Annotated in this window: 17 protein-coding genes and 2 pseudogenes; 8 read left to right on the top strand and 11 right to left on the bottom strand. The window is 71.7% G+C overall.

The window, feature by feature from the left end; genetic code table 11:
• Positions 1-18: 18 nt before the first annotated feature.
• From OHA65_RS12580 to OHA65_RS12540, 9 genes are all read right to left on the bottom strand, one after another.
• On the bottom strand, positions 19-2,769 hold the full coding sequence (locus OHA65_RS12580; RefSeq protein ID WP_329313421.1) for a PKD domain-containing protein: 2,751 nt from the start codon (positions 2,767-2,769) through the stop codon (positions 19-21).
• A gap of 92 nt (positions 2,770-2,861) precedes the next feature.
• Positions 2,862-3,872, bottom strand: a complete 1,011-nt coding sequence (locus OHA65_RS12575; RefSeq protein ID WP_327283212.1) for an LLM class F420-dependent oxidoreductase — start codon at positions 3,870-3,872, stop codon at positions 2,862-2,864.
• Positions 3,873-3,979: 107 nt separating this feature from the next.
• Complete coding sequence (locus OHA65_RS12570) at positions 3,980-4,786, bottom strand: hypothetical protein (protein WP_329313419.1); 807 nt, start codon at positions 4,784-4,786, stop codon at positions 3,980-3,982.
• 137 nt (positions 4,787-4,923) lie between these two features.
• Positions 4,924-5,856 (bottom strand): N-acetylmuramoyl-L-alanine amidase, encoded by a 933-nt coding sequence (locus OHA65_RS12565; protein ID WP_328762605.1) that lies wholly within the window; start codon positions 5,854-5,856, stop codon positions 4,924-4,926.
• 265 nt (positions 5,857-6,121) lie between these two features.
• Positions 6,122-6,769 carry a class I SAM-dependent methyltransferase gene (locus OHA65_RS12560; RefSeq protein ID WP_327283209.1) on the bottom strand — a complete coding sequence of 216 codons (648 nt, stop codon included), beginning with the start codon at positions 6,767-6,769 and terminating at the stop codon, positions 6,122-6,124.
• A gap of 129 nt (positions 6,770-6,898) precedes the next feature.
• Positions 6,899-7,105, bottom strand: a complete 207-nt coding sequence (locus tag OHA65_RS12555; protein WP_405761878.1) for a hypothetical protein — start codon at positions 7,103-7,105, stop codon at positions 6,899-6,901.
• Positions 7,106-7,193: 88 nt separating this feature from the next.
• Positions 7,194-8,729: a protein kinase domain-containing protein gene (locus tag OHA65_RS12550; protein ID WP_405761877.1), complete on the bottom strand. Its 1,536-nt coding sequence runs from the start codon at positions 8,727-8,729 to the stop codon at positions 7,194-7,196.
• 146 nt (positions 8,730-8,875) lie between these two features.
• Positions 8,876-9,889: a polyprenyl synthetase family protein gene (locus tag OHA65_RS12545; RefSeq protein ID WP_329313415.1), complete on the bottom strand. Its 1,014-nt coding sequence runs from the start codon at positions 9,887-9,889 to the stop codon at positions 8,876-8,878.
• Positions 9,890-9,991: 102 nt separating this feature from the next.
• Positions 9,992-10,429 carry an ATP-binding protein gene (locus OHA65_RS12540; RefSeq protein WP_405755864.1) on the bottom strand — a complete coding sequence of 146 codons (438 nt, stop codon included), beginning with the start codon at positions 10,427-10,429 and terminating at the stop codon, positions 9,992-9,994.
• Between the two features lie 84 nt (positions 10,430-10,513).
• Here OHA65_RS12540 and OHA65_RS12535 point away from each other — a divergent pair, with 84 nt between their 5' ends.
• From OHA65_RS12535 to OHA65_RS12510, 6 genes and pseudogenes are all read left to right on the top strand, one after another.
• Complete coding sequence (locus tag OHA65_RS12535) at positions 10,514-11,362, top strand: helix-turn-helix domain-containing protein (RefSeq protein WP_405755861.1); 849 nt, start codon at positions 10,514-10,516, stop codon at positions 11,360-11,362.
• Entirely contained in the window at positions 11,322-11,582 is a 261-nt protein-coding gene (locus OHA65_RS12530) for a DUF397 domain-containing protein (protein WP_405755859.1), read from the top strand. The genes OHA65_RS12535 and OHA65_RS12530 overlap by 41 nt, the downstream gene beginning before the upstream one ends.
• Positions 11,583-11,637: 55 nt before the next feature.
• Positions 11,638-11,901 (top strand): annotated as a pseudogene (locus tag OHA65_RS12525) (serine/threonine protein kinase); the annotation flags it as partial.
• A pseudogene (locus OHA65_RS12520) lies at positions 11,808-12,131 on the top strand (protein kinase domain-containing protein); the annotation flags it as partial. The pseudogenes OHA65_RS12525 and OHA65_RS12520, both read left to right, overlap by 94 nt.
• A gap of 430 nt (positions 12,132-12,561) precedes the next feature.
• Positions 12,562-13,386, top strand: coding sequence for a hypothetical protein (locus tag OHA65_RS12515; RefSeq protein ID WP_405755856.1), 825 nt, complete (start codon positions 12,562-12,564; stop codon positions 13,384-13,386).
• On the top strand, positions 13,350-13,481 hold the full coding sequence (locus tag OHA65_RS12510; protein WP_405755853.1) for a hypothetical protein: 132 nt from the start codon (positions 13,350-13,352) through the stop codon (positions 13,479-13,481). The genes OHA65_RS12515 and OHA65_RS12510 overlap by 37 nt, the downstream gene beginning before the upstream one ends.
• A gap of 30 nt (positions 13,482-13,511) precedes the next feature.
• Here OHA65_RS12510 and OHA65_RS12505 read toward each other — a convergent pair whose 3' ends face one another.
• Positions 13,512-13,907 carry a hypothetical protein gene (locus OHA65_RS12505; protein WP_405755850.1) on the bottom strand — a complete coding sequence of 132 codons (396 nt, stop codon included), beginning with the start codon at positions 13,905-13,907 and terminating at the stop codon, positions 13,512-13,514.
• A gap of 172 nt (positions 13,908-14,079) precedes the next feature.
• On the opposite strand from OHA65_RS12505, the gene OHA65_RS12500 reads away from it, so the two are divergent.
• A complete protein-coding gene (locus tag OHA65_RS12500; RefSeq protein ID WP_405761875.1) occupies positions 14,080-16,212 on the top strand; it encodes an acyl-CoA dehydrogenase in 2,133 nt (710 codons plus the stop codon).
• 12 nt (positions 16,213-16,224) lie between these two features.
• Positions 16,225-17,415, top strand: a complete 1,191-nt coding sequence (locus OHA65_RS12495; protein ID WP_405755844.1) for a lipid-transfer protein — start codon at positions 16,225-16,227, stop codon at positions 17,413-17,415.
• Between the two features lie 75 nt (positions 17,416-17,490).
• Here OHA65_RS12495 and OHA65_RS12490 read toward each other — a convergent pair whose 3' ends face one another.
• Positions 17,491-21,699, bottom strand: a complete 4,209-nt coding sequence (locus tag OHA65_RS12490) for a ricin-type beta-trefoil lectin domain protein (protein ID WP_405755841.1) — start codon at positions 21,697-21,699, stop codon at positions 17,491-17,493.
• Between the last annotated feature and the right edge of the window lie 230 nt (positions 21,700-21,929).

Raw genomic sequence — 21,929 nt, 5'->3', positions numbered from 1 at the left:
CGGCGTGCTGCGGGGACGTCAGCCCCGGGTGAAGTAGCCGAACAGGTCGGTGATCACGTGGTTGCTGCCGCCGTAGCTGTTCCAGATGCTGATGCGGCCGTCACCGACCGGGCTGGTGACGTGGTTGGGGACGGTCTCACCGGTCCGGGTGTTGAGACTGCTGGCCTCGGGGCGGGTGCTGCCGTGTCCGTGGACGGTGAGGAAGCCGGGGCCGGTGGTGTCGGTGGCCGTGACGTTCAGCGCCGCACCGATCGCGTTCGCCGGGAGCCCGGCGACGGTGGTGGTGGCGCCGGGGGCCAGCTTCCCGGTGCTGCGGGTGTCGGCGAGGCGCTGGGGGACGACGGGGGTGAACAGCGCCTCGGCGTCCTTGGCGTAGTAGCCGACCGCGTCCAGGACCAGGTGGGTGGAGCCGGTGTTGGTGTAGAGGGTGATGGTGCCGTCCGGACCGACGGGGACGATGGCCTGGTTGGACTTGTCCTTGCCGGGTTCGAGGTTGAGGTTGGAGGTGGCCGGGCGCCTGGCCGGGTCCGGGTAGGCGATGACGTGGCCGTTCTCGGTCGCGCCGGTGCCGGTGAGGTTGAGGGCGACGGCCGTGGCGTCGGCGGGGATCCCGCTGACCCCTGCGACCTTCACCGTGCGGGTCTGCCCGCCGCCCAGGGCGCCGCCCGCGGTGCGGGTGTCGACGACGCGGGTCGGGGAGAGCGGGGAGAACCGCTGCCCGCCGTTGGGCTGGTAGTAGCCGACGAAGTCCACGATGAGCGCGGCCGTTCCGGAGTTGAGCTGCGCGGAGACCTTGCCGTCCGCGCCGATGGGGACGGTGACGGTGTTGGAGGAGGTGCCGCCCGCCTTGACGTTGACGTTCGAGGTGACCGGGCGGGGCTGAGCCGCGGCCCAGACGCTGAGGTGGGTGTCCTCGGTGGCCCCGGTGACCGTCACGTTCAAGACCGCCGCGGACGCGCCGGCCGTGTGGCTCGGGCCGGAGCCGGTGTAGACGACCGGCAGGGTGATCGGGGTTGCGGTGCCACCCTGGACGGGGGTGTTGGTGGTGCGGGTGTCCAGTGCGCGGAACGGGTCGAGGGCGACGTAGCCGGCCGGGGCGTAGGCGACCTGTACGGTCCGCTCGGCGGTGGAGGTGGCGCCCTTGACGTCCTGGAGCGTGACCGTCACCTCGTACGTGCCGGGCTGCTTGTAGGCGTGCCGGACCGGGTCCAGTGCGTCCCGGACGTCCTTCGTGCCGTCACCGAAGTCCAGGTCCATCCGCTGGACCGGCCACGGTGCGGCGGTGGTCCGCGGATCGACCTCGACGGACAGCGGCGGGACCAACTCCCTGGGGGCGTCCGCGGTGGGGAAGACCGCCCGGCCGGTGAGGGCCGTGGTCAGCGGACCGGCCGCGGTGACCTTGGTCGGCTGCTGGTCGTAGACCTTCCGCCCGGCGGAGTCGACCGCCGTCACCTTGACCGTGCACGCGCACGGCGCCTGGTAGACGTGCTCGGCGGTGGCCGTCTTGGTGACGACCGGAGCCGTCCCGTCGCCGAAGTCGAAGTGGTGGGTGAGGGTGCCCGGCCACGTGTTGTCCGCGATGGCCTTCGCCCGGACCGTGGTACCGACCGGAGCCCAGTTCTGGGCGATCTCCAGCCGGACGCTGCGCAGGTCGTCCTGGGTCTCGCGGGCGCCGCGGTCGATGAAGCCGCCGTCCTTGCCCGTGTTGGGCACGCGCGGGTCGTCCGCCGTCGGGTACCCGTTGTAGTCGGTGGGCAGGACGCCCGGCGCCGTCGGGTCGCCGGAGTCGATGGTGGGGGAGCCGTCCACGGGGCCCACGCCCTGCGCCGACGGGGTCAGGACGTCGTGCGCGCCCTGTCCGGTGGCGGCCTGCAACGCCGCCGCGGTGGCGTAGCCGGCATCGGCCCACTTGTAGGCGATGACCCCGTCCGCCGGGAAGCCGGCCAGCAGGTTGTAGTCGGCGCGGGTGCCGGCCGCGGCGCTCTGTCCCACCAGGATGCCGCTGCGGGGATCGGGGTTGACGCACGAGGTGGGGTTGCCGATGTAGATCAGGTTGTTGAACGCCCCGGAGCCGGAAGAGTTGCTGCGGAAGGAGACGGCCGCATTACAGCCGAGGTAGAGGGTGTTGTTGGTGACGATGGTGCCGGGTGCCTCGACCGCGTCGACCGTCGCGGTGATGCGGCCCCGGATCTGGTTGCGGCTCAGCACGGTGTCGCGGGCGCCGCCCTCGATCCGGGCCGGAGCGAGCAGGTTGCTCCTGGTCACGCGCACGTCGGTGCTGCCCGAGTCCACGACGAGGGAGGCGGCGCCGGCCGTGGCGCTGGTGATCCGGTCCAGCTCGACGTCGGTGGAACGGCTGACCTGGACCCCTCCGGAGGAGCGCAGCCCGCGCAGCACCACGTGGGAGGCGCCGTCGACCCTGAGGGCCTGGCCCTGGCCGATCTGTACGAGGTCACCGGCCGCCGGCCCGTCGGCGACGAAGGCGATCGGCTTGCCCGGCTCGCCGGAGCGGCCGATGGTGACGGCTTCGGGATACGGCTTGGCCGTGTGGATGCGCACGGTCTGGCCGGGCCGTGCGGCCCCGGCCGCCGCCGAGATGGTGCAGTACGGCAGGTCGAGCGAACCGGGCCCGGCATCGGAACAGTCGGTCACGGCGCGGTCGTTGTCCACGTAGAGGGTGGACGGGGCGTCGGCGGCGACGGCGGCCGGGACCCCGAGGAGGGTGACGAGACCCGCGGTCAGCAGGACGGTCGCACGAGTGGGACGCAACAGAAGGGTTCCTTCGAGAAGACGTGACGAGCAGCGATGATCATCCTTCTTTGGGGCAGTCGCTGTCACTTCAGATCCTCACAACCGGACCTCTAGCTGTTGAGCTCCGCGAGGACGCGCAGGGTGTGCGGGTCCGGGGCCGTCAGGAGCAGGTCGGTGACCGGGCCGCCCCGCCACAGTTCGAGGCGTTCGGCGATCCGCTCGCGCGGGCCGATCAGGGAGATCTCGTCGGCGAAGGCGTCCGGTACGGCGAGGACCGCCTCCTCCTTGCGTCCGGCGAGGAAGAGTTCCTGGATGCGACGGGCCTCCTTCTCGTAGCCCATCCGGGCCATCAGGTCGGCGTGGAAGTTGCGGGCCGCATGACCCATCCCGCCGATGTAGAAGCCGAGCATGGCCTTGACGGGCAGCAGGCCCTCGGCGACGTCGTCGCAGACCCTGGCCCGGGCCATCGGGGCGATCATGAAGCCCTCGGGCAGGTCGGTCAGGGAGGCCTCGTAGACGTCGGTGCGGGTCGGCGACCAGTACAGCGGCAGCCAGCCGTCCGCGATCCGGGTCGTCTGGGCGATGTTCTTCGGGCCTTCCGCGCCCAACAGGATCGGTAGGTCCGCGCGCAGCGGGTGCGTGATGGGCTTGAGCGGTTTGCCGATGCCGCTGGCGTCCGCGCCGCGGTACGGGTGCTGGTGGAAGCGTCCGTCGAGGGTGACGGGCCCCTCGCGGCGCAGCACCTGGCGGACGACGTCGACGTACTCGCGGGTCGCGGTGAGAGGGCTCGCGGGGAAGGGGCGCCCGTACCAGCCCTCCACGACCTGCGGGCCGGACAGGCCCAGGCCGAGCATCATCCGGCCGCCCGAGAGGTGGTCCAGGGTGAGGGCGTGCATGGCGGTGGCGGTGGGGGTGCGGGCGGCCATCTGGGCGATGGCGGTGCCGAGGCGGATCCGTGAGGTGTGCGCGGCGATCCAGGTCAGCGGGGTGAAGGCGTCCGAGCCCCAGGCCTCGGCGGTCCACACCGAGTGGTAGCCGAGGTCCTCGGCCTCGGTGGCGAGGTCGAGGTGGGCGCGGTCGGGGCCGCGGCCCCAGTAGCCGAGTGCGAGTCCGAGGCGCATGTACGTCGTCCCCTCCAGCCGTATCTGACGATGCGTCAGGTGACTGTAGGGCAACGGCCCCCCGCCCGGAAGGGCGGTGGGCCGTCGGTGGTGCCGTGCGGTGCGGGTCAGCCGCGCTGGATGCCCGAGGTGTCGTTCAGGACGCCGCGACGGCCGTCCTGGGTCTGGGCGATCAGCGTGGCCGGACCGCGCTGGTCCACGGCCAGGTACCAGGTGCCCGGCGCGAGTTCGGCGATCGGGGTGGGGGAGCCGTCCTCGGCGAAGAGGGGGCGGGCCACCGGGACCGCGAACCAGAACGGGGTGAAGTCCGCCGCCGGGGCGGGCGTCGCGTCCTGCGGGGCCGGCGCGGGGGTCGGGGTCGGGGTGCCGCCGTACGGCGGGACCGGCTGCGGCGTGGCCCCGTACGGCTGCTGCTGGCCGCCCGGGTAGCCGTACCCGGCGCCGGGCTGCGGCTGCGCCCCGAACGGCGCGGGGGCGACGGGCTTCGGCTCCGGCAGCAGGGGGCCGGCGAGCGCCGGGACCTTCTTGTCGGCGCCGGCCGCGCCGGCCAGCGCGAGGGTGGCGAGGAAGGCGATGATGCAGCCCGGGCCGAGGCTCACCCTGCTCGGGATGGTGATCAGGGACCAGAGCGAGGACCAGGCCGCCGCGATCGCGAGCACCATCCCCCACGCGGGTAGCGGCAGGCCCGCGAGCTTGCGGCTCTCCGGCTGGAAGCGGCCGGCGATCAGCAGGCCGGTCGCGATGAAGGCGAGCAGGAAGATGCAGGGAAGCACCAGCCCGTACACGTCGGTGTCCCACGCGCCCGGCATGTCGATGCCGGTCGCGGAGTAGAAATCGAGGAACGAGGCGATGAACAGCAGCGCCGCTGCTCCGATCACCACGCCGTCGCCTCGAGTGAGGGAGCGGATGTTCACGTCTTAGGTGTCCTTCTCGGTCTCGGTCGTCTCGTGGTGCCGCGGTCGCGCACGTGCAGGAGCGGGGCGGGCGGGACCATGGTACGGAGGTTCACCGCGACCGAGAGGATCGGGGCGGCGGGCTGTCCCGGAGGGGACTACCCGCCCAAGAAGCCGACGATGCCGTCCGCGATGCCCTGGGCCGCCTTCTGGCGCCACTCCGGACTCGTCAGCAGCGCCGCGTCCTTGGCGTCACGCATGTTGCCGCATTCGATGAACACCTTGGGCCGGGTCGAGAGATTGAGTCCACCCAGATCGTCGCGGACGACCAATCCGGTGCCGCTGCCGAGGTAGTTGGCGGGGGCGGAGCCGGTGGTCCGGGCGAAGTTCGAGGCGATCCGCTCGCCCAGGTCCCGCGAGGGGCCGACGATCGGGGCGGTGTCCGCGGCACCGCCCTTGACCTTGGCCGGGAGGATGATGTGGTAGCCGCGGTTGCCCTCGGAGACGCCGTCCGCGTGGACCGAGACCACGGCGTCGGCGGCGGCCCCGTTGCCGATGCGGGCGCGCTCGTCGATGCAGGGGCCCCAGGCGCGGTCGGCCTCGTGGGTGAGGACCACCTTGAGGCCCTTGGCCTCCAGTACGGTACGCAGCCGACGGGACACGTCGAGGGTGAACTCGGCTTCCATGTAGCCCGAGTTGGTGGTGGTGCCGGTGGTGTCGCACTCCTTGCGGTTGGTGCCGATGTCGACCTTCTCGTCGATCTCGGAGGTGTGCTTGAAGTTGCCGGTGTTGTGGCCGGGGTCGATGACCACGGTCCGGCCGGCGAGCGGGCCCTTGGAGGGGCTCGGGTCGGCCTTCGGGGTGGCGTCGGTGGCGGCGGAGGCGGAGCCGGCCGGCATCACGATCCGCGGCGGGCGGGCGTCGTCCGCCCCCGCCCCGGTCGTCAGCTGGATGAGGACCCACCCCGCCAGGGCGGTCGGGGCGAGCAGGGCCGCCCCGACGGCGAGGCCGGAGCGGCGCGCGAACCACCGCCGCTCCGGGCTGACCGAGGAGGCGGACTCGGGGGCTGGGGGAGTGTCGTCGTAGCGCACGCCGCGAGCCTAGACCGGCGCTCCGCCGACGGCGCGGACCGTGGGCCATCCGGGGGCGTGGTGAGATTATCCGCTTATGTGCCCGGATCGGCCGATCGGGCCCCAGCCGGGCAGCCGGCCCGGCAGGCGTCGACGGCTGCGCCGCCGACGGAAGCCGAGCGGTGCCCGCCCCAGGACCCGGGCGGGGGCCCGACGCGGCCCCGGATGGGGCTCGACGCTGCGCCAGGTCCGGCGGGGTCAGCTGCGCCAGGTCTGGCCGGCGGGGTCAGATGCCCGGGGCGATGCGGCGCAGGACCCGCAGGGAGTCGGTCACCGAGACCTCCTCGAAGGCACCGGAGGCGAGGGCGCGCAGGTAGATCCGGTACGGGGCCTGGCCGCCGTCGGCCGGGTCCGGGAACACGTCGTGGATGACGAGCGTGCCGCCCTCGGCGACGTGCGGGGCCCAGCCCTCGTAGTCGCCACTGGCGTGCTCGTCGGTGTGGCCGCCGTCGATGAAGACGAAGCCGAGCCCGCCGCCCCATGCCGCGGCGACCTGCGGCGAGCGGCCCACGATCGCGATGACGTGGTCTTCCAGGCCCGCCTTGTGGAGGGTGCGGCGGAAGGTCGGGAGGGTGTCCATCAGGCCGACCTCCGGGTCCACGACGGTCGGGTCGTGGTACTCCCAGCCCGGCTGCTGCTCCTCGCTGCCCCGGTGGTGGTCGACCGTGATCGCAGCCACCCCGGCCTCGCGGGCGGCATCGGCCAGCAGGATCGTGGAGCGCCCGCAGTACGTGCCGACCTCCAGCAGCGGCAGGCCCAGCGCCGCCGCCCCGGCGGCGGCCTCGTACAGGGCGAGGCCTTCGCGTACGGGCATGAACCCCTTGGCTGCCTCGAAGGCGGCGAGGGTCTCCGGCTTGGGGGTGGCGGGGGCCATGGGGTTCCTCCTGCGCTGCGTGTGGGCGGCCCATGCTGCCCTACCGCCCGGTAGGCCGCTACGGCCGGGGTCCCCGGCCCGGTCCCCGGCCCCGGCCCCGGGCCGGCGGCCGAGGTCGGCGGACCGGGGTCAGCGGCCGAACAGCCGGGACAGGCCGCCGTCCCCGCTCGCCCGCCGCTGCTCGCGCAGGGCCCGCCGGAAGTCCGCCCGGGTGTCGGAGAGCTCCTGGGCCAGCCAGTGGGTGTTCCCGAAGAGCAGGGGGAGCCGGTGCAGCAGCGGATTGATGTGCGCCAGGGCCAGTGCGGGATCCCCCGCCTCGCCGATGCTGCGCAGCACGCGGTAGCCCACCTCCGGATCGCCGTGTTCCGCGAGTTCTTCGAGGTCGGGGAAGAGCGTCAGGTACAGGGGCGCCGCGGCGGTGAAATCACCGACCAGCCAGGCGTCGTGCGCGAGGCGACGCCGGATGTCGAGCAGGACCGGACATCGCGCCTTCCAGGTCGGGCAACAGCGGCCCCAGCCAGGCGCGTTCGCTCTCCGCCCGCTCGGGTGTGCGCGGGTCCCACTGGCCGTCGCGGTCGCGCGCACCGCGGTGGAGCGCACCGGCCAGGTGGTACCGGGCGACCAGCGTCACCGGATCGCCGGGACCGAGTACCCGGCCCGCCTGCTCGATGATCTCGCGCAGCTCGCCCTCGTGGCGGCGGCCGTCGCCGGGGCCGTGGGCCGCGGCCTCGCCGACGTACACGGCACGGGCGGTGATCGTGTCGGGGTCCGCCAGCCCGAGGACCCGCATCATGCGGGGCAGGATCCGCTCCAGGTCGGTGGGGGACTGCCCGCGCGCGCTCACGGCCCGGTGGTAGGCGGCCCGCACCGTCAACGGGTCGCTCGCACCGAGCTCCTCCGTCAGATCGGCGACCAGCACGCCCAGCCGATCCGTGAGGCCGGCCGGGGCGTCCTCCAGCAGGCGGGTCAGCCGGTGGCCCAGCATCACCCGGACGGGATCCCCGGCCGTGGTGTGCACGGTGGGGGCGTAGGCAGGCAGCGGCGGCCAGGACGCCGCTGCCGCGTCCCGCTCCGGCGACCGCACCGCCACGCGGGGGTCGGCGGGACGGCCGGGGCCGTCCCGTTCGCCCCGGGCGATCTCCGCCAGCCGCCGGCTCACCTCGCGGGCGTTCGCGGGACGGTGGCGGGGATCCTTCGCGAGCAGGTCCAGTACGAGGGGGTCGAGTGCGGCCGGCAGCCCCGCCCGCAGCGAGCTCGGCGCGGGCGGCGCGGCCGTGAGGTGCAGGGCCAGGAGTTCGTGCATCTCCCCGGCGGGGAAGGGCCGCGAGCCGGTGAGCAGCTCCATGAGGACGCAGCCGAGGGCGTACAGGTCGGCCCGCCCGTCGACGGGAACCCCGTTGGCGCCGCCGGTCCAGCGTTCCGGAGCCATGTACGGGAACGAGCCGATGACCATGCCGGTCGCCGTCAGCTCCGTCCCGGGACCGTCCTGGGCCTTGGCGATGCCGAAGTCGAGGACCTTCGCGACCCGGCTGCCCTCCGTGACCATCACGTTGGCCGGTTTGACGTCCCGGTGGACGACTCCCGCGTCGTGCGCGGCCCCGAGCGCGGCCGCCACCTGCATCGTCCAGTCCAGCGCGTCGGCGAGCGGTGGCACGCCGTCGGCCAGGACGCCGTCCAGGCTCCGGCCCTGCAGCAACTCCATGACGAGGAAGACCGCGCTGCGCCCGGCGCGTTCGGTGCGGCCGAAGTCGTGGAGGGTGGCGATGTTGGGGTGCGCGAGGCTCCCGGCGAGCCTCGCCTCCCGCTCGAAGCGGCGCGTGTCCTCGTACGTCTGCGGATAGCCGAGCTTGACTGCGACCCAGCGGCCCACTCGGCTGTCCTTGGCCCGCCAGACCTCGCCGAATCCGCCCCGGCCGAGCAACTCGTCGAGCTCGTACCGGTCGTCGATCAGTTCCCGCACGCCGTCGGCCCCCGTTACACCGTGATCCACTCGCTCGGTAGGAGCATTATGTCCCTGCATGAGCGGGTGCCGCCCCGATCGGATCCGAGTCCCGGTCGGCCCGCGCCGGCGGCGGGGCGCGGCTGAACTGCCGCGGTGGTGGCGCCCTACGCGGAGGCCGCCACCGCAGGGGTGAGGGTCGGCCGAAGGAGCATCTGGGCCGCGTGGTCCACGAGGTGCCGCATGGGCGGCAGGTGGTGTTCGTGCCCTCCGAGGTCGGTGAGCAGGCGGTGGGCCTCCTTGCGGAAGGCGTCGAGTTCCGCGGAGTACGGGTGGAGCACCTCCGGCGAGAGGAGGAAGCGAGTGAGTTCCGTGCGCGCCCGCTCGGAGTGCCGTGCGGCGGCGCACCAGTCGAGGAGCTCCTCCCGGGCCCGGAGGTCGGGGGCGTCGTCGAGGGCGCAGCTGAGCAGGTAGGTGACCGTCCCGTTGAGGAGGTCCTCATTGCGGCCCGACAGGATGTCTTCCTGATCGTTGAATATTTGCCAGAGTATGCCGAATAGGTACCCGAACTCCCGCCACAACTCCACTCTCTCGTCACTCGCGCCCGACAATATCGCCGCCATCGCCGTGATCATCGAGTAGGGGCCGCCGGATTTCCCGCGGTAGGCCGCGATCACGGAGTTCCGGGTGGCGCTCTCGACGTCTCCGGCGATATCGCTCAGCTGCCCCTCGACGCCCACGACCCAGCCGGTCGCGAGTTCCGCCGTCAGCGCGCCCTGCACTCCCGCCGGCACCGGGAGCGCCCGGATGATCCGGATCGGGAGCACCGTTCCGCTGAGCATCGAGGCCAGGAGCGCCTCGTTCTGGTCCAGGCTGTCGGAAGCGGTCGTTCCGTGGCCATCGGCCAGGTCATCGAGGTAGCAGGCCGAGGTCCACCACAGCAGGTGCACGGCGGACAGCGGGACGGCCGGTCCGGGATCACCCGTCTCGACGGCGTGCACCATCATCGGGAGCACCGACAGGGGATGCCGCATTTTTTGATGCCGGAGGAGTCTGCCCACCGCGCTCTTGGCGGCGCTCGACCCCGAGGCGGGGGCGAGCCTCAGGAGCGCGGTCTCCATTTCCTTCTGGATGTCGAAGGAGACCTGCCGGTGCAGGTCCACGTACGTGAGGGAATTCACGGGTGATTTCCGTCCTGGAGGTGAATTGGGGGTGGCGTGAACGCCCCAGATTGGATCATTTGATACCGAGGGTATCCAGAGCGATTTCAGGCCACGGCCGGTTTATGTTCTCGCCGGTTCGTGGCGGGGCGCGTCACACTCGAACCACACCGTCTTGCCGGTGGCCGTCGCCTCCGCGCCCCAGCGGTCGGTCACGGCCTCGACCAGGAGCAGCCCGCGCCCGCCCTCGCCGAGCTCTCCGTCGTCACCGCGCGCCACGCGCACCGGCTCCCGGCCGCAGTCCGTCACCTCGACCCGCAGACCGCCCGGCCCGCACAGGATGAGCACCGAGCAACCCCGCCCGGGGACGTGCCGGACGACGTTGGAAACCAGCTCGGTCAGCGCCAGCTCGGCGGAGTGCGCCAGCCCGGCCAGGCCCCAACTGGCCAGGTAGATGCGCAGGATGCGCCGCATGTGCCGGGCCGAATGCTCACCGACGGTGAAACCCATCCGGTAGCTCTCGCCAACTTCGCTTGCCGAGTACTCAGTTACGTGATTCACGGCACCACAGTGAGGTGGTGTGGTTACGCTCGGCTACGGACCGAAACGAACGCTGCACGGCGTGTACTTGGGGGTGACCTCCTCATGGTCAACATCCGCGATCTCGACCCGACCGCCTCTCCGCTGGACTACTACGGCTCGGAGTTGCGCCGCCTGCGGGAGGAGGCCCGGCTGAAACAGGGACAGCTCGGGGACATCGTCTTCTGCACGGCCTCGCTGATCGGGCAGATCGAGACGGCCAGGAAGGTCCCGACGCGGGACTTCTCGGAGCGGGTGGATGCGGCGCTCGACACGAACGGGGCGTTCTCCCGGCTGGTGGGGCTGGTGCTGAGGAGTCAGCTGCCGACGTGGTTTCAACCGTATGCCGAGATGGAAGCGAAGGCGGAGTACATCTCGTCGTTCCAGGCACAGTTGGTCTACGGGCTGTTGCAGACGGAGGAGTATGCGCGGGCCGTGCTGGGGGTGCGGACGGAGGGGGACCTCGACGCGAAGGTGGCCGCCCGGATGGAGCGGCAGCGGATCCTGGACCGAGGGAACCCGCCACTGATGTGGGTGGTGATGAGCGAGGCCGTGCTGTATCAGGAGATCGGCGGCCAGGAGGTCATGTGGAACCAACTCGCCCACTTGTTGGCCCTGCGAAGGCGGGAGTGGGTGCAGGTGCAGATTCTGCCGTTTGAGGCGGGCGCCCATGCGGGACTGATGGGCGAGTTCAGTCTCCTGCGGTTCGATGACGACCCGGATCTTGTCTATACGGAGGACTTCGTCCAGGGCCATATGACGGCCAATCCGCAGGCTCTCAGGGAGGGTTCGCTCCGTTACGATCACTTGCAGGCCGCCGCTCTCTCCGTGGAGGACTCGGCGGTACGGATCGCCCGCGTAATGGAGGAGCGTTATGGGCACCAACCAGAACCTGACGGGCGCAAGGTGGCGTAAGTCCTCGTACAGCGGCGACACGGGGGGAAATTGCATCGAGTGCGCCCCCCTCGGCACCGCCGCCTGGCGCAAGGCCTCGTACAGCGGAACCAACGGCGGCGAGTGTGTCGAGGTCGCGACCCAGCCCTGCCTCATCGCCGTCAGGGATTCCAAGAACCCCGGCGGCCCCGTCTTCACCGTGAGCCCCGCCGCCTTCGCTGCGTTCGTTGGCGCCCTGTAACGGGGTGGAGTACATAGGACCGTTCCGGACGGTCACCGTGCTCGGCCGGGGCGGGATGGGCCGGGTGGTGTTGGGGGTGGCGCCGGACGGGCGGTACGTCGCGGTCAAGCAGGTACATGCCGAGCTGGCCGAGGGCGAGGGGTTCCGGGCGCGGTTCCGCCGCGAGGTGGACGCCTCGCGGCGGGTGGCCGGCGGGTACACCGCGGCCGTGATAGACGCCGACGCCGACCCCGACGCGGAGACGCCCTGGCTGGCCTCGCAGTTCGTGCCGGGGCCCTCGCTGAGGCGGGCCGTGGACGCCGCCGGGCCGCTGTCCGAGGACGCGGTGCGCCGGCTGGCCGCCGGGCTCGCGCACGCCCTGGCCGACGTACACCGGGCCGGCTGATCCACCGGGACCTCAAGCCGTCCAACGTGCTGCTCGCCGAGGACGGCGTACGGGTCATCGACTTCGGCATCGTGCGGGCGGTCGGCGACCAGACCCGGATCGCGCACGCCGGCTCGCTCATCGGCTCGCCCGCGTACATGTCGCCCGAGCAGGTGCTGGGGTAGGAACTCACCCCGGCGAGCGACGTGTTCTCGCTCGGCGCGACCCTCGTCACGGCCTGTACGGGCGGGCCGCCGTTCGCCGGGAGCTCGGTGCCGCGGATCCTGCACGAGGTCGTCAACGCCGAACCGGACCTGGGCGGCGTACCGGCCGGCCTGCGCGGGGTCATCGCGTCGTGCCTGGCCAAGGACCCGGCCGACCGGCCGACCCCGGCCGAGCTGCTGGCCGCGGTCGGCGGGCTGACGCCCTCGGCGCGGCTGTGGCCGGATGCCGTGAACGCCCTGATCCGGGAGCAGCTCGCCGAGATCGGCGGGCTGGTGTCCGAGGCCCCGGCTGCCGGAACGGCCCCCTCGCGGCCCCGCCGCCGGACCCGGCCGCCGATCGCGGTCGTGGCGGGCGCGGCGGATATGCCGCAGTCCCTTCGCGGCGGCGACGATGGTGCTGACCCTGTACAACGTCGTTCACGCGGAACCCGACCTCCTCGGCCTCCCGCCCGGCCTGCACGGCCTCGTCACCCGGTGCCCGGCCAAGGACCCGGCGGCCCGGCCGACCCCGGCCGAGATCCTGCGGCTGACGGGCGCGGGCGACGGGGCGGGGTGGCCGCCGGCGGTCGAGCGGAAGGCCGTCGCGCAGCAGGAGGAGATCGACCGGCTGCTCCTGGACCCGGACGGTGCGGCCCGCGCGCTCGGGAGCCCGGACGCGAACCCGGACGCGGCGACCGCCACGGCCACCGCCGCGCGGACGGCCCGGCCGGAGGGGGCGCACGCGCCGCGCGGCCGGCGCCTGTGGCCGGGCGGGAGGAGCCTGCTGCTCTCGGTGGTCCTCGTGGCGGCGGTCGGCGTCGGCGCGTACGCACTGACCGGGAAGGACGGGAAGCCGCAGGGCCCGCCGGTCGAGGCGGACAAGTACCTGGGCCTGCCGACCTGCGCCGAGGCGGCCGGGAAGCTGCCGCTGCCGGCACGCAAGGACGAGAAGGACAGCTACCAGGACCTGCCCGAGCGGGCGTTCACGCACTGCGCCTGGCTGCCGGCCCACGACGTGGTCACGGAGCGCGAGCCGGCGCCGCACGCCGTCGTCGAGTGGAGCCTGGAGCGCAGCGGTCGCACGCCGGGAGCGGTACGGAGTACCAGCGGGGCCGCCTCGGTTGCGGGCGGGCCGAGACCGGCCTGGAGGCCGGGGACGCCGCGCTGTGGAGCACCCCGGACGAGAAGGAGACCTGCCAGTTGCGCGTGCGCGACGGCAACCTCATCGTGCAGGTAGCCCTGGGCGGTGCGGAGCACCCCGCCGCGGCCTGCGAGACCGAGGCGAAGGAGATCGCCCGTGCCGCGCTGGCGGCCGTCCCGCGCCGCACCTGACGCACTCCGGTGCCGGACGGCCCTGCCGGTTCAGTCCCGCGGCCGCACGCCGGGCCCGTCGCCGGGTACCAGGCGGGAGAGGACTTTGGCGTACACCGTGGTCGCCGCCGCGGTCACGGTGGCGACGGCCGCCAGCGCGAGGATGCCCAGCAGGGCGGGCCACTGGCGCAGTGCGTCGTCGCGGCACGCGGCGTCCCTGGTCGACGGGCCGACCAGCGGGCCCCGGCACATGGCCCTGCCCTGGTAGTCGGGTCCGTAGTCGGCGAGCATCAGGAAGACGAACCCTCCCCAGAGGGTCAGGGCCAGGAGCATCCACGCGATCGACCACCCCTCGATGCGGCCCGCTTCCCGGCGCTTGTTTTCGGCGTGAGCCGGTGCCGCAGTTGCGGGATCGGGCGTGTGCGGTGCCGGAGCGTCAGCAGTCATGTTTCCCCCTCTTGGCCAACGGCGAACGGAGCGCAGTTCATCACACCGCACGGACCCGGTGCGGGATCGCCCCGTCCACGGACGTGCCACCGACGGCCACGGGCGGCCCGAGAAGAACACGTTCTCGTTCTGACCTTCCGTCAGAATGGAACGTGTTCTAGCCTGCCTGCCCATGGGCATCGGAATCACTGGGGAACAGCGGGAGTTGGCCGAGGCCGTACGAGGCTGGGTGGCGCGGGCCGTGCCGCCCGAGGAGGTGCGCAAGCTGCTCGACAGCCCGCCGCGGACCGGGGTGCGGCCCGCCTACTGGGACGCGCTGGCGGAGTCGGGGCTGCTGGAGCCGCACCTGGAGGGCGGGACCCTGCTCGACCTCGCCGTCGTGGTCGAGGAAGCCGGCCGGGCCGCACTGCCCGGGGCGTACCTGCCGAGCGCGCTGGCCTCCGTACTGCTGGACCGGGCCGGAGCCGAACCCCTCGCGGGGCGGGTCGGCGCGGTCGCCCTCGGCCCCGGAAGCCTGACCGCCGTCGCCGTCGAAGGCGGCGGACACCTCCTCGACGGGCTCGCGCCGCCCGTGCTCGGCGCCGGGGAGGCCGACCTCGTCCTGCTCGCCGCCGAGGCCGCGCACGGCACCTGCTGGTTCGCCGTCGACGCCGCAACGCTGGACGTCCGCACCCACGACAGCGCCGACCCCACCCGGCCCACCGCCGAGGTACGGGCCCGCGGGGTCACCGTGGCACCCGGCCGCCTCCTCGACCTCGACGCCGCCCTGGTCCGGGACCTGGCCTGCACGCTCTTCGCCGCCGACGCCTGCGGCACCGCCGCCTGGGCGCTGCACACCGCCGCCGAGTACGCCAAGGTCCGCGAGCAGTTCGGCCGGCCCATTGGAAAGTTCCAGGGGATCAAGCACCTGTGCGCCGACATGTTGGTGCGCCTCGAACAGGCCCGGGCCCTGGCCTGGGACGCCGCCCGGGCGGCCGACGAGCCGGCGGAGGTCCGCTCGCTCGTGGCCGCCCTGGCCGCCGGGAACGCACTCGACGCCGCCTACACCTGCGCCAAGGACTGCATCCAGGTCCTCGGCGGGATCGGCTTCACCTGGGAGCACGACGCCCACGTCCACCTGCGGCGCGCGATCGTCGCCCGACAGCTGCTCGGCCCCGGGGACGGGCACCGCGTACGGGCCGTGCGGCTCGCGGCCGCCGGTGCGCGGCGGGAGCTGCGCCTCGAACTCCCGGCGCAGGCCGAGACGTACCGGCAGCGGGCCAAGGCCGCCATCGAGGACGCGCGCGGCCTCGACCCGGCCACAGCCCGCCGCGTCCTGGCCCCCACCGGCTACGCGGCCCCCCACCTGCCGCCCCCGTACGGGCTCGGCGCCGGCCCCGTCGAACAGCTCGTCGTCCAGCAGGAGCTGGCCGCGGCCGGAGTCAAGATCGCCGACCTGGGGATCGCCACCTGGGTCGTGCCCTCGCTGCTCGCCTACGGGAGCGACGCACAGCGCGAGAAGTACCTGCTGGCGACCCTGCGCGGGGACGTCACCTGGTGCCAGCTCTTCTCCGAGCCCGGAGCCGGCTCGGACCTGGCCTCACTGCGGACCAGGGCGGAGCGGACGGCGGACGGCTCCTGGAAGATCAACGGGCAGAAGGTGTGGACGAGTTCCGCGCACAGCGCCGACTTCGGGATCCTGCTGGCCCGGACCGACCCCGCCGCCCCCAAGCACAAGGGCCTCGGCTACTTCGTCGTCGACATGCGCAACAGCCAAGGCATCGACGTGCGCCCCCTCAAAGAGATCACCGGCGACGCCCTCTTCAACGAGGTCTGGTTCGACGACGTCCCGCTGCCCGCGGACGCCCTCGTCGGCGCACCCGACGACGGCTGGAAGGTCGCCCGCAACACGCTCGGCAACGAGCGGGTCCACATGGCCGACCAGATGACCTTCGGCACCGGCCTCGAAGTGCTCATCGCCCGCTCGGCCGAACTCGACGGCGCCCACCGGGCCCGGATCGGGGCGCTCACCGCCGAGGCCCACGCCCTCGCCTGCATCGGGCTGCGCACCACCCTCCAGCAGGTGTCGGGGCTGGAGCCGGGGGCCGGCGCCTCCGTGCGCAAGCTCGTCCAGACCCCGCACCAGCAGCGGACCGCCGAGCTCGCGCTCGAACTGCTGGGCCCGGCAGGCGCGGTACGGGAGGGGGCGGGGGAGCGGGCGGTGCACGAGATGCTCATGTCCCGCTGCCTGACCATCGCCGGGGGCACCACACAGGTCCAGCTCAACGTCGTGGCCGAGCGGATCCTCGGCCTTCCCAGGGACTAGGAGTTGTCGGGCATGAAGTCGTACATCGTGGGCGTCGGCATGACGAAGTTCGAGAAGCCGGAGTCGAGGGACTGGCAGTACTGGGACATGGTGAAGGAGGCCGGGACGGCGGCGCTGGCGGATGCGGGCATCGGCTACGACCTGGTCGAACAGGTGCCGGTCGGGTACTGCTTCCAGGCCTCCACGGCCGGCCAGCGGGCCGCGTACGAACTGGGGCTCAGCGGGATCCCGGTCTACAACGTGAACAACAACTGCGCGACCGGGTCCACGGCGTTGATGATGGCCCGCCAGTTCGTCGAGGGCGGGATCAGCGACTGCGTGCTGGCGCTCGGCTTCGAAAAGATGAAGAAGGGCGCACTGGGCGGGGGCGCCGACGCGGGCTCCGACTTCAAGACCTCGCCGGTCGCCCGGCACTACGGGATCATGGCCGCCGGGCACGGCTTCGAGATGTCCCCGCCGACCGCGCAGATCTTCGGGAACGCGGCGCGCGAGCACATGGAGCGGTACGGGACCACGGCCGCACAGCTGGCGGCGGTCGGGGCGAAGAACCACCGGCACTCGGCGAACAACCCGAACGCGCAGTTCCAGGAGGTGTACACGGTCGAGGAGATCCTGGCCGCGAAGCCGATCCACGAACCGCTGACCAAGCTCCAGTGCTCGCCGACCTCGGACGGGGCGGCGGCCGCGGTGGTCGTCTCGGAGCGGTTCGTGGTCCGGCACGGGCTGCACGACGAGGCGGTGGAGATCGTCGCGCAGGCGATGACGACGGACACGGAGGCGTCCTTCGCGTCGGGGTCGTGCATCGACGTCGTCGGCAAGCCGATGACCGCCGCGGCGGGGCGGCAGGTGTTCTCGGCGTCCGGGCTCGGCATCGAGGACGTGGACGTGATCGAGCTGCACGACTGCTTCTCGATCAACGAGCTGCTGACGTACGAGGCGCTGGGCATGTGCGAGGACGGCGCCGCCGGGAAGCTGGTGGAATCGGGCGCGACCACGTACGGCGGGCGGTGGGTGGTGAACCCCTCCGGGGGGCTGATCTCCAAGGGCCACCCGCTGGGTGCGACGGGTCTGGCGCAGGCGGCGGAACTGGTCTGGCAGCTGCGCGGCCAGGCCGGCGCACGGCAGGTCCCGGGCGCCCGTACGGCCCTGGCCCACAACATAGGCCTGGGCGGCGCGGCCGTCGTCACCCTGCTGCGACGCTGATTCCGTCAGGCCCCGCCTGGACGCTCTCCCCACCCCCGTGGGGCTGGGGAGACCGTCGTCTGTCCGGCGGGGTTGCTACGGACTGGGGACGGGAAGAGACGCCGTGGTCAGTGCGGGGATGGTCCAACGCTGAGCGTTGGAGAGGTTGCAGTCGTACAGCCAGAGCTGGGTGCCTGGGGTGGTGTTGAGGTCTCCGAGGTCGATGCAGCGGCCGGAGACGGGGTTGTAGAGAGAGCCGTCGGCACGGGGCACGAACTGCTGGTTCGGTCCCGCGTGGCAGGTGTAGAGCATGAGCAGCGTGGTATTGGCCGTCCCGGCGTTGCTGGCGTCGACGCACTTGCCCTGGACGCGGAGGGTGCCGTCACCTCGGACCTCGAAATTCTGGGCCGAGGTGCCGTTGCACCGGGCGACCTGGATCCTGTTGCCGTCGTCGGGCCTGGCGTAGTCGTTGTCCATGCAGTTGGCCGAGGCGGCGGCCAGGGTGATCGGGCCGGCGGTGCCGGGGGCGGTGGGGGCAGCGGCATAGGGGTATACGGCGAAGTTGCTGACACCGCCCGTGAGGCTGTCCTGCGGTGCCCCGTTGGCCTTGAACCGGCCGAAGACGAGCGGTCCGCCAGAGGCCGGACTGGTGGACGCCTTGTGCTGGCCAGTGCTGGCCAGGACACCGTTGACGTACAAGCTCATCAGGCCGCTCTGAGCGTTGTAGACGGCGGTCAGGTGAGTCCAGGCATCGGGAGTGAACCGCGCGGCGTCGTTGGCGGCGTAGGTGTAGTCGAATGGCCATCCATCGGAGTCAGCGCTCGCCAGGGCGAAATGCCACTGGGAGGAATTGGCATCCGCGTAGAGGAAGAACGAACTGGTGCGGTTCATGTCCTGACTGGCGATGATGCTCGTCTTGGATCCGGGCTTGGCCCACGTGCTGATGGTGAAGCTCTTTTGCGCGTCGACGATGGGGCCGTTGGCCGTGATCGTCGACTGGGACCCCTTGAATTCCGGGTACGAGGTCTGGACGCCGCCGATGGAGCCCGTGGACCACGTGATGCCGGACGATGTCGCCGGGTACTTGCCGTCGGTGCTCGGAGTGATGCCGCCGCTGTGGCCGGTCAGCTTCCACTGGGCTGCCGGCACGTTGAGGTTTCCGAGGGAAACGGGAGCCGGCGAGAAGCCGGTGCTCGTCCCGCTGAAGGCCAGGAGCTGCTGGTTGGCATTGATCGCCCACAGATCGGCACGTCCGTCGCCGTTCAGATCCCCGTAGGAGCCGACCTGCGGGTACACCGCAGCGTCGAGCGTTGCGATGGCGGTCGAGGGCGCTTGCGCCGAAGGAGGTGCCAGCAACGCGGCGGGGATGCCGTTGGAATCGAACTTCAGCGCGTAGCTGTAGATGCGGCCGGTGGCGTCGTCGCGTGCCCACAAGGTGGGAGTGTCACCCACCTTGCCCGGGGCGATGAGGGTGGTACGTGACCAGTCGCCGGAGCTGAGCAGCATGCCCTGGTCAAGGTGCAGGCCGCCGAACGAGGTACCAGGGTAGTACCAGAGGCGGTTGTCCTCAATGGTGATCAGATCCGCGAGCCCGCGCGGATTGTCGAAGCTGCCCGGCGCGAGGATCTGGGAGACCTTCGACCAGTCCGCGGCATATCCGGTGCACTGAGCCGCCGGATTGCACGCCGGCTTGGCCGAGATGGGCATCACGCTCTGGGTGAGGCTGAAGTGTCCGGGCGTGCCGCCGATCCCGGATGCGTCGTTGCCGTAGGCGTACAGCTGATGGGTGTTCCGGTTGTAGGCGAAGATGTCGTCGACGCCGGACTGGCTGAGGCTTCCGCGGTGGGTGACGAGGTAGTTGTCCCAGCCCGTCTTGTCGGGACTCTGGGCCGTTGTCGACGCCGTGATCGCGGTGGCGGACGCGTCGGTGTTGCCGGGGATGAGGAGCAGACTGCCGCTTCCGCTGCGGTCGGGCCGGAGGGTGTCAGGTATGCCGTCTCCGGTCACGTCTCCCGCCGTCACCGGAGCCGCCGGGTTCCAGGGGGCGTAGAAGCGGTATCCGGCGGGCCGGGCGTTGTTCGCCCCGTCCACGGCCTGGACGTAGAGGGTGTGCGTGCCCCACTGCTGGGCGGTGAGGTTGATCGGGATGTTGGCAGTGGCGGCGCCGTTCGCGTCGGGGGTGACGGCGATCGACTGGGCACCGGTCGGCGGGATGGGCGTGTCGAGCGAGTACTCGAACCGGCGGATGTCGCTCTTGATGCAGGCCGAGAGCTCACATCCGGTAGGGGCGACGTCCTTGCTGGAGACGGCGATGGTGATCCCGGTGTCGCCGGCGTGTGCGGTGGGCGTGCGCCCGCTGGCGAGCGGGGGGAACGCCTTCGAATCAGCGAACGCGACGGCGGTGGGCGGCGTCAGGTCGACCTTGAAACCGCAGTACGGGGTCCAGGGGCCTTCCAGGGTGCCGTCGAAGGCCTTGACGCCCCAGCCGTACGCATGGCCGTCGGCAAGTGTGATCCCCACGTTGGTGCGTGCGGTCGTCCCGGGCGCGACGTAGGTGCTCCTGGGCTGGGACACGGTGGCGGGGGCTCCGCTGCCGTTGTTCTTCATGTCGTCCCAGACCATGTAGACGGCCTGGAGGTTCACGCCCTCCATGGGCGTCGTCAGGCGGGCGTTGAGGGAGAAGTTGGTGACTCCGTAGGCGGTGGAAGTTCTGCCGATCCAGCCCCGAGTACCGTTGTTGCAGGCTGCGCCGGCGGGGTTCGCGGAGTCGGGGGTGGTGCTCACGGAGTCCGGAGCGTACGGCGGGATGTCGAACACCGTCACGAGGTACGGGTTGGTGCTGAACCGCATGAAGCCGAGGTTCGACATCGTCTTGCTGCTGTCGCCGTAGAGGCCGAATGTCCAGGTGTCGGCATCCTGCGACGCCCCTTGCCTGATGCGGTCGGTGACGTCGAAGTTGGCGCTCTTGTAGCCGCAGTCGTTGGCAGGGCTGGCACTGGAGATCTGCTGCGTCCCGATCGTGGCGATCGCACCGGGCCGCTTGTTCCAGTTCGTGCCGCTGTTGATGCCGTTCGTGTGCTTCAAGGTGATCGGCCACGTGTTCGAGCAGCCGTGGTCCGCGCCATAGGTCTCGGTGAGGTACAGAGTCGACTTCTGGATCACCATCTGAGGCGTGAGAGCGCTCGTGTTGATCTCAAAGAACGATTCCTGCATCCCAAAGCAGTTGGAGGTGTACTGCTGGTAGCCGACGCCCTCGCCCCAGTCCTGGGCGGTGTCATAGGTGTTCGCTCCCGGGCAGCCTTCCTGAGCCACGACGTAGTGGCCCGTCCCCGAGGTCACGGGGTTGACCACGGGGTCGATGAAGACCGGGTAGGCAGTCGTCGGCCCCGTCAACAACCCCAGATCGGGGGTCAAGGTCAAGGCCTCGGGCTGTGCCGAGATGGTGATCGGCTTCACCTGGGCGCCTTCTCCGGGGCTGGTGGCCGACGACCGTCCCGGGGAATCGACGAGCGGCGCCGGTGGAGTCCCGGTGCCCTGGGCGGCCGCCGCGCTGCGGCCGGTGACGAAGCTCTCGCTCGTAAGAGTCCTCTGCGTGGAGCTACTTGAGTCCCACATGAGGGGTGTGGCGCTGGTGAACGCCATCGCTCCCTCAGGCGTGGTGGCTTGGAGATTGCCGGCTGAGTCGCTGCCCACATTCAGACCAACGGCCTTGGTGGCCAGGCGCAGGCTGCGCAGTGCCGGATTCGCCGCTGCCTCGGCGTTGTGGACGATCAGCACCTCGCTGAACGCTCCCTGGTCACTGACGGATGCCTGGAGGTCCACTCCGGGGAAGACGTTCGGGTACAGGGCGCTGCTGCCGCTGACCCGGGGGGCGGGGAGCGCGACGGGGAAGGACATGGCGAGGCGCCGGCCCTCGCCGTTCGTCAGTGTTGCGAGCGGGCCCGTACCGCCACCGGAGAGCGAGACGCCGGCGGGTGTGGCGAGGGGGCTGTACGTCCCGTCCGCGTTGCGCTGCAGGGCGGCATCGAGAGAGCTCCACTTTCCCGACTTCAGTACCCGAACGGGCTTGATGTGTGTGGTCGTACTGAAGGTCCCGTCCGGGTTCGCGACGGTTTCGGCGGTCGGAGTGGTCAAGGCGGTGATCGGGACCGGCTTCTGCTCCGCCTTGGCCTGCTGGAGGGCCTTCGGTAGTGCGCCTGTGGGGGACGTGGCGGCTGTGACGGAGTGCGCGCCGGGCGCGGCCTCCGGTGTGGCCGCGAGCGCGGCCCCCGGCGTCGCGAGCATGAGCCCCAGCGATGTGATCAAGCCGACAGTGCGTCTGGTGTGTTGATGCCGATGATGGCGCATAAGCGCTGATTCCCCCCAGAGTAAGGCGTGCTGAAAGCTCCACCCCGGCATCCCGCACGCCGGACTCGTCGGTCTGGTCGGCGCACGGCGCCCGGGCGGGGTGGATTCGCGGGAAGGGTATTGCGTTTGCGTGTACACAGCAATAATGTTCCGCTGATCTTGTGGGGCCCGCCGTGGCCCCTTCTTTC

Source organism: Streptomyces sp. NBC_00045 (assembly GCF_045041095.1).
GTDB lineage: Bacteria > Actinomycetota > Actinomycetes > Streptomycetales > Streptomycetaceae > Streptomyces.
This window is presented reverse-complemented; position numbering and strand designations above follow the sequence as displayed.

Coding starts and splice junctions, on each gene's coding strand:
- OHA65_RS12495 (WP_405755844.1), top strand. CDS start 16,225: ATGAAGTCGTACATCGTGGGCGTCGGCATGACGAAGTTCGAGAAGCCG.
- OHA65_RS12500 (WP_405761875.1), top strand. CDS start 14,080: ATGGGCATCGGAATCACTGGGGAACAGCGGGAGTTGGCCGAGGCCGTA.
- OHA65_RS12505 (WP_405755850.1), bottom strand. CDS start 13,907: ATGACTGCTGACGCTCCGGCACCGCACACGCCCGATCCCGCAACTGCG.
- OHA65_RS12530 (WP_405755859.1), top strand. CDS start 11,322: ATGGGCACCAACCAGAACCTGACGGGCGCAAGGTGGCGTAAGTCCTCG.
- OHA65_RS12535 (WP_405755861.1), top strand. CDS start 10,514: ATGGTCAACATCCGCGATCTCGACCCGACCGCCTCTCCGCTGGACTAC.
- OHA65_RS12560 (WP_327283209.1), bottom strand. CDS start 6,769: ATGGCCCCCGCCACCCCCAAGCCGGAGACCCTCGCCGCCTTCGAGGCA.
- OHA65_RS12575 (WP_327283212.1), bottom strand. CDS start 3,872: ATGCGCCTCGGACTCGCACTCGGCTACTGGGGCCGCGGCCCCGACCGC.
- OHA65_RS12515 (WP_405755856.1), top strand. CDS start 12,562: ATGGTGCTGACCCTGTACAACGTCGTTCACGCGGAACCCGACCTCCTC.